The sequence below is a fragment of the Mycobacterium sp. 1245805.9 genome, from assembly GCF_001672915.1.
Lineage (GTDB): Bacteria > Actinomycetota > Actinomycetes > Mycobacteriales > Mycobacteriaceae > Mycobacterium.
Genome location: NZ_LZKR01000067.1, coordinates 1 through 6,863 on the forward strand (window position 1 = coordinate 1; position 6,863 = coordinate 6,863).

Annotated in this window: 5 protein-coding genes and 2 pseudogenes; all 7 read left to right on the plus strand. The window is 69.4% G+C overall.

Annotation, left to right across the window (positions count from 1 at the left end; all coding sequences use genetic code 11):
* Window positions 1-713 (plus strand): annotated as a pseudogene (locus A9X00_RS32485) (PE family protein); the annotation flags it as partial.
* A gap of 103 nt (window positions 714-816) precedes the next feature.
* On the plus strand, window positions 817-1,746 hold the full coding sequence (locus A9X00_RS10115; RefSeq protein ID WP_067152505.1) for a daunorubicin/doxorubicin resistance ABC transporter ATP-binding protein DrrA: 930 nt from the start codon (window positions 817-819) through the stop codon (window positions 1,744-1,746).
* Window positions 1,743-2,504 (plus strand): ABC transporter permease, encoded by a 762-nt coding sequence (locus A9X00_RS31255; protein WP_067152507.1) that lies wholly within the window; start codon window positions 1,743-1,745, stop codon window positions 2,502-2,504. Before A9X00_RS10115 ends, A9X00_RS31255 begins: the two co-directional genes overlap by 4 nt.
* Complete coding sequence (locus A9X00_RS31260) at window positions 2,501-3,289, plus strand: ABC transporter permease (RefSeq protein ID WP_067152509.1); 789 nt, start codon at window positions 2,501-2,503, stop codon at window positions 3,287-3,289. The genes A9X00_RS31255 and A9X00_RS31260 overlap by 4 nt, the downstream gene beginning before the upstream one ends.
* Window positions 3,290-3,313: 24 nt before the next feature.
* Window positions 3,314-4,588, plus strand: coding sequence for a glycosyltransferase (locus A9X00_RS10130; RefSeq protein WP_067152510.1), 1,275 nt, complete (start codon window positions 3,314-3,316; stop codon window positions 4,586-4,588).
* 78 nt (window positions 4,589-4,666) lie between these two features.
* Window positions 4,667-6,391: pseudogene (locus A9X00_RS10135) on the plus strand (AMP-binding protein); the annotation flags it as partial.
* Between the two features lie 144 nt (window positions 6,392-6,535).
* The coding region (locus A9X00_RS31815; RefSeq protein WP_232006749.1) for an acyl carrier protein at window positions 6,536-6,863 on the plus strand (328 nt) is incomplete at its 3' end.

A 6,863-nucleotide genomic window follows, 5' to 3' on the forward strand; every position in this document is an offset into this window, starting at 1 on the left:
TCCCTGATGCCCGCGCCCGGGCCCCGATGCCGGTGCCGGCGGCCCCGGCGCCCGCGCCCGCGCCGCCCCCGGCCGTCGCGCCCATCCCGGTGCCGATCCCGCTGCCCATACCGGGCATCGGCGGTCCGCCGGGAGGCGTGTTCGGCCCGCCCGGCGGCGCATACGGGCCGCACGGCGGCGGCGAAGGCCCGCGCGGCGGTGGCGGCTTCCCCGGGTTCCCCGGCGGTGGCGGCGGCCACGGCGGCAACACGAGGGGCATCTCCGGAAACGGCGGTGACGGCGGCGCCGGCGGTACCGGCATCACGGGCCACGGGGGCGCCGGGGGCGACGCCGGCAACTCCGGCCCCGTGCAGGGCACCGCCGGACGCGGCGGGAACGGCGGCATCGGGGGCGGCGGCGCCGGCGGCACCGGCGGGACCGGCGCGTCCGGTGGGGCCGGTGGCACCGGCGGGCAGGCCGTCACGAACGGGTTCGGCAACGCCGACGGCGGTCGTGGTGGCGACGGCGGCGCGGCGACTAGCGGCGTCGGTGGCACCGGCGGGGACGGCGGGCTTGCGGCGATCGCGTCCACCTTCTCAGCGGCGACGGCCACCGGCGGCGACGGTGGGAACGGCGGGACCGGCACCCCCGGCGGTGCTGGTGGGGACGGCGGAACGGCCTCCACCCAGGGAATCGGGGCCGTCCAACAGGGCGCGCAGGGCAGCCACGGCTAATGGCGACATCGGCGGGCCTAACCGGTCGTCCGTTCGCCCGGTCGGCGCTTGGGGAGCCGGTTTCTATTCAACACGCGTATACCGACGGGTATGGTCTGACTTCGTGATCGAGCTAGACGGCGTAGCAAAGTCTTTCGGCGGGAAAATACACGCACTGCAGGACGTGAGTTTCTTCGTTCCGACGGGGTCGGTGTGCGCTCTGCTCGGTCACAACGGCGCCGGCAAGTCGACCGCGATCAAGATCCTCTCCACGTTGCTGCGCCCCACGTCTGGCCGCGCGATCGTGGCCGGGCACGACGTCGTCGAGGAGCCGGCCCAGGTGCGGGCGAGCATCGGGAGCATCGGGCAGCTGGCCGCGCTCGATTTCGAGCTCACCGGCCGGGAGAACCTGGTCCTGTTCGGCCGGCTGCGGGGGATGCGGCGCAAAGAGGCGCGGCTGCGGGCCGACGCATTGATCAATGAGTTCGATATGGCGCACGCCGCGGACCGGCCGGTGCACACCTATTCGGGTGGCATGGTGCGCCGCATCGACATCGCCGCCGGCCTGATGGTTCCGCCGGAAGTGCTTTTCCTCGACGAGCCGACCACCGGGCTGGACCCGCGCAGTCGCCGCGATGTGTGGAACCTGGTGTCGTCCTTGTCGGCGCAGGGCGTCACGATCCTGCTGACGACCCAATACCTCGAAGAAGCCGACGTGCTCAGCGATTCGATCGTCGTCTTGAACAAGGGTTGTGTCGTCGCCGACGGGACCGCCGAGGACCTCAAGCGCCGGGTGGGGTTGGGCTATTGCACGGTGAGCCCGGTGAATCCGGCCGACCTCGCCAAGATCCTGGAAGCGGTCGCCGACCTCGAGGGCGCCGAAGCCGACTACGAGGCGAACACCGTCTCGGTGCTCTCGCCCGATGGCGTCGCGACGCTCGGCGAGGTGTTTCGCCGGGTGGACCGGCTCGGCGTTGAGCTACTCGACATCGCGCTGCGCAAGCCGTCGTTGGACGAGGCCTTCCTGCACCTCACCGCGAAAGTCACCACGTGACCGCGCTCGCCGCTCTCACCGAGCGTGCCGTGCAGAACGCGATGCGCAACGATCTGATCTTCGCGGCGGTGTCGCCCGCCCTGAACTTCGTCGTGTTCAACTTCATGCTGGGCAACGTGATCGACACCGGCGGCATGGGCTACCCCCAATACGTCCTGCCGGTCGTCGTCATCCAGGTGATCTTTCTCGGCGCGCTGACGACCATCGACCGTGCCGCCCAGGACGAGCGCAGCGACTTCGCGGATCGGCTCCGCACGCTTCCCATCTCCACGGTCACACCGCTGATGGCTCGCATGTCCTACTGCCTGTTCCGCGGCGCCGTCGGCCTGCTCGCCGCGATCGCCATCGGGTACGCGTTCGGCTTCCGGATGTTCGGCGGCTTGGTCTATGCGGTCGCCTTCGCCGTCCTCGTCCTGGTGTTGACGCTCGCGCTGTCGCTCGCCGCCGACGCGGCCGGGGTTCTTTCCGTGGCCTCGCAAGGCAAATTCGCGAGCAGCGGGGTGCTGGACCAGTTGCTCCTGGTTCCGCAGATGCTGCTGGTCATGCTGTCCACCGGGATGGCGCCGGCCGACTCGTTCCCCGACTGGCTGCATCCGTTCGTCCGCAACCAGCCGGTTTCGCAGGTGACGCAGACCCTGCGTGGGTTCACCACCGGCCATGTCGTGGCGAGCAATTTGGCGACCAGCCTGGCCTGGTGCGTTGGCCTGCTGGTGGTGTTCGGCGCCATCGCGGTGCGGGTGCAGGGCCGGCCGCAATGAGCACGCACGCACCGCCGCGCACTTCCCTGGGCAGCGAAACCCTGCTGTTCGCAAGCCATCTGCTCACCCGGTGGCGGCGCCAGCCGATGGTGCTGATCCAGGCCCTGGTGTTCCCGACGTTTCTGCTGATCGCCTACAAGCTGTTGGTAGGCAAGTCGATCATCCGGATCACCGGCACGGAAAGCCTCTACGGACTGGTGCCGATGTGTGCCGTCGCCGGCGCGATGTTCGGCGCGCTCGCGACGGGCCGCCGCATGTGGATCGACCGCGACAGCGGCCTGATCGGCCGGCTGTGGGTGTTTCCCGTACACCGGGCCAGCGCGCTGACCGGCAGGCTGCTCGCCGAGGCCGCGCGCACGCTGGTCAGTGCCTCGCTGATCACGGCGGTCGGTGTCGGGCTGGGCCTTCGCTTCAAGAGTTGGCTCGCTGTCGTCCCGTTCGTCCTGGTGCCGGCACTGGTGGTGGTCGTCTTCTCGATGGCGGTGATCGCGATCGCGGTGCGGGCCAGGACCGGTTCCGCGCTCATGTGGCTGGGGGTGCCGGCCACCGGTGCGGTGTTCGCCAGCTCCGGTGTCGTACCCACCCAAACGCTGCCCTCGTGGGTGCGGCTGGAGATCCGGCTGCAGCCGATGTGGGCGACGATCGAGTCGATGCGGGGGCTTGCCCAAGGCGGTCCCGTGCTGTGGCCGCTCCTGGTGACCCTGGTGTGGTGCCTCGGTCTGGCGGCGGTGCTCGGGCCGCTGGCCGTCCGCGGTTATCGCGCCGCCGCCGAATCCGGACACTGACGCAACGAAAGGTCAAGACTCGCAATGAAATTCGCGCTGGCGTGCTACGGGGCGCGGGGCGATGTCGAGCCCTCCGTCGTGGTGGGCCGTGAGCTGGTGCGCCGGGGGCACGACGTGCGCATGGCGGTTCCGCCCAACCTCGTCGGCTTCGCCGAGGGGGCCGGCGTCGCGGCCGTCGGCTACGGTCTCGACTCCCGGATCATCATGGACGTGCAGCGCGACTACTGGACGCTGCTGTTTCGCAAGCCCTGGCGGACGCAGGAGCTGGACAGGCTGGGCCGCGAAATCTCGGAGATCGTGGCCCGGTGCTGGACGGAGGACGCCTTCGACACGCTGAAGTCGCTGGGGGACGGCGCCGACCTGATCGTCTCCGGCTACGGTTTCGAGCAGTTCCCCTTCAATGTCGCTGAGTACTACGACATTCCGTTCGCCATGCTGCATTGGTTCCCGATCCGGGCCAATGGGAAAGTCATGCCACTGCTGCCGGCACGGTTGGGCCGCGCCGCGATGCGCGGGTACGAGCGGCTGACGTGGGGCGGTCCGGCGAAGAAAGCAGAGGACGCGCAACGGCGGCTACTCGGTCTGCCCGCCGCGACGCGCCCGTGGCCGCGCCGGATCGAAGAGCGCGGGTCCCTTGAAATCCAGGGCTATGACCGGCTTTTCGTCCCGGGGCTGGAGGCCGAGTGGGCGCAATGGAATGGCAAACGCCCCCTCGTCGGCACGCTGACGCTGGGGTTCCCCCAGGACGCCGACGACGAGGTCTTGTCCTGGATCGCGGCCGGGACACCCCCGATTTGCTTCGCCTTCGGCAGCCTCGCGGTCGAGTCCGCGTCCTCCGTGCTGGCCATGATCGCCGCGGCGTGCGCCCGGCTGGGCGAGCGGGCGCTGGTCTGCGCCGGCGTCAGCGACTTCACCGACATCCACGAGTTCGACCACGTCAAGGTGGTGGGCGCGGTGAATTACGAAGCGATTTTTCCCGCCTGCCGCGCGGTCGTGCATCACGGCGGCGCCGCCACCACGGCCACGTGCCTGCGCTCCGGGGTCCCACAGGTGGTCCTCTGGACGTTCTACGACCAGCCGTTGGAGGGGGCGGCGCTGAAACGCTTGGGGGTGGGCACTTCCCGGCGCCTTTCGACCACCACCGAGGACTCGCTGGTCAAGGACCTGCACCGGATCCTCGCCCCGGAATACCTCAGCCGCGCCCGCGAACTCGCCCCGCGGATGACCAAGCCCGCCGAGAGCGTCGCGGCCGCCACCGATCTGGTCGAGAATTTCGCCCGCCTGCAGCGCGTGGGGTGATCAAACACATGCGGGCGCAAGGAATTCCAATGCAGGCACCGGTCTTGCACGGACGGTGCGGAAGGCACGGTCCCAGCGGTGATTGAGGCTTCCGTCCAGGCTCTGCTGCGGGAACGCGCTGGTTCGCGGCCCGGCGAGACGGCGTTCACGTTCCTCGATTACGAACGGGACTGGGAGGGCGTCGCGGAAAGCCTGACGTGGTCGCAGCTGTATCGCCGAACGTCGAATCTCGCGGCGGAACTCCAAGGCTGCGGGTCGGTGGGTGATCGTGTGGTGGTCGCGGCGCCGCAGGGGCTCGGGTACGTCGTCGGCTTCCTCGGCGCGTTGCAAGCCGGCCGGATCGCGGTTCCGCTTTCGGTTCCGCTGGGCGGCGTCACCGACGAGCGGTTCAGTTCGGTCCTGAGTGACGCGTCGCCCTCGGCGATCCTCACGGCCTCCTCCGTCGCGGGCAACATCGCCGAGTACCTCAAGTCGAAGCCGGTCGAATCCGCGCCAGCGGTGATCGAGGTCGATCTGCTGGACCTGGACTCAGACAACGGTTCCCCTGCCGAGGTCGAGGGTCCCCCGGGCATCGCGTACCTGCAGTACACCTCCGGGTCGACCCGCGCCCCAAAGGGAGTCGAGATCTCGCACGAAAACATCGTCGCCAACTTTGGGCAAATCAATGCGGACATCTTTGGCGGGGCCGCCCCGCAGGACACCACGATGGTGTCCTGGCTGCCCTTCTATCACGACATGGGTTTGTATCTGGCAATCATCTTTCCCGTCCTGGCGGGGTTTCCCGCGCTGGTCACCAGCCCGGTGTCGTTCCTGCAGCGGCCCGCCCGATGGGTGCAGGCGCTGGCGAGCAACAGTCACGCATTCTCGGCGGCGCCGAACTTCGCGTTCGAGTTGGCGGCGCGAAAAACCTCGGACGACGACCTGGCCGGGCTAGATCTCGGCAACGTGCTCGGCATCCTCAACGGCAGCGAGCGGGTGCAACCCGTGACGCTGCAACGCTTCGCGGAGCGGTTCGCCCGCTTCAACTTTCAGCACCGGATGCTGCGGCCCGCCTACGGGATGGCGGAGGCAACCGTGTACATCGCGACGCGCGAAAGGGGCCATTCACCGGAAGTCGTGCACTTCGAATCCGAGAAGCTGACCGCCGGCCACGCGAAGCGCACGAGCGACGGCGGTACACCGCTGGTCAGTTACGGCGTGCCCCGCTCGCCGGCGGTGCGCATCGTCGACCCCGACACCAGCACCGAGTGTCCGGCGGGCACCGTCGGTGAGATCTGGGTGCAAGGTGGCAATGTCGCGCAAGGTTATTGGGGGAATCCGCCGGGCACCGAAGGCATGTTCGGCGCCACCCTGGTCGCGGCGTCGGCGGGCACATCCGAAGGCCCGTGGCTGCGGACCGGGGATCTGGGCTTCTTCTCCGACGGCGAGTTGTTCATCATCGGCCGCATCAAGGACCTCCTGATCATCAACGGGCGCAACCATTCTCCCGACGACATCGAGGCGACGGTCCAGGAGATCACCCGGGGCCGCTGTGTGGCGATCGGGGTTGCGGATGACGACGGCGCCGAGCAGCTGGTCGCCATCGCCGAACTCAAGAATGCGGACGCATCCGACGAGGCCGCGATGCAGCGGATGGGCGTCCTCAGGCGCGAAGTCAGCACGGCGATATCGAAGGCGCACGGTCTGGGTGTGGCGGATCTCGTTCTGGTGCCGCCCGGTTCGATTCCCATCACCACGAGCGGCAAGGTCAGGCGACGGGACTGCGTGCGGCTGTATCTGGGCGACGAGTTCACCCGCCTGGACGGCACGGTCCGCCCGTCCGTGCAGCCCGTAGTCGAGGACGCCGACGCGGGAGCCGGCGCCGACTCCGGGTGGGCGCAACGCCTGCGCACGCTGCGCCGCCGGCGGCAGACGCTGCGCCGCCAAGAGCACGACCTGCTGGTGGAGATGGTGTCCGCGCAGGCGGCGGCGGTGTTGGGGCGTCCCAGTGCCGCCGACATCGACCCCGAATCCGCTTTCGGGGATTTGGGTTTCGACTCGGTGAAGGCCACGCAGCTGCTGGATCGGCTCAGGACCGAGACCGAGCTGCCGTTGCCGCCCACGCTGGCGTTCGACTATCCGACCCCCGGCGAGTTGGCGACGCATCTGGGCGGGCTGTTGGATGGGTCGGTCGCGGCGGCTCCCGCGGTGGCGTCGCGGGTGGGGGTGGACGAGCCGATTGCTGTGGTGGGCATGGCATGTCGGTTCCCGGGTGGGGTGGATTCGCCGGCCGCAC

Coding starts and splice junctions, on each gene's coding strand:
- A9X00_RS31260 (WP_067152509.1), top strand. CDS start 2,501: ATGAGCACGCACGCACCGCCGCGCACTTCCCTGGGCAGCGAAACCCTG.
- A9X00_RS10130 (WP_067152510.1), top strand. CDS start 3,314: ATGAAATTCGCGCTGGCGTGCTACGGGGCGCGGGGCGATGTCGAGCCC.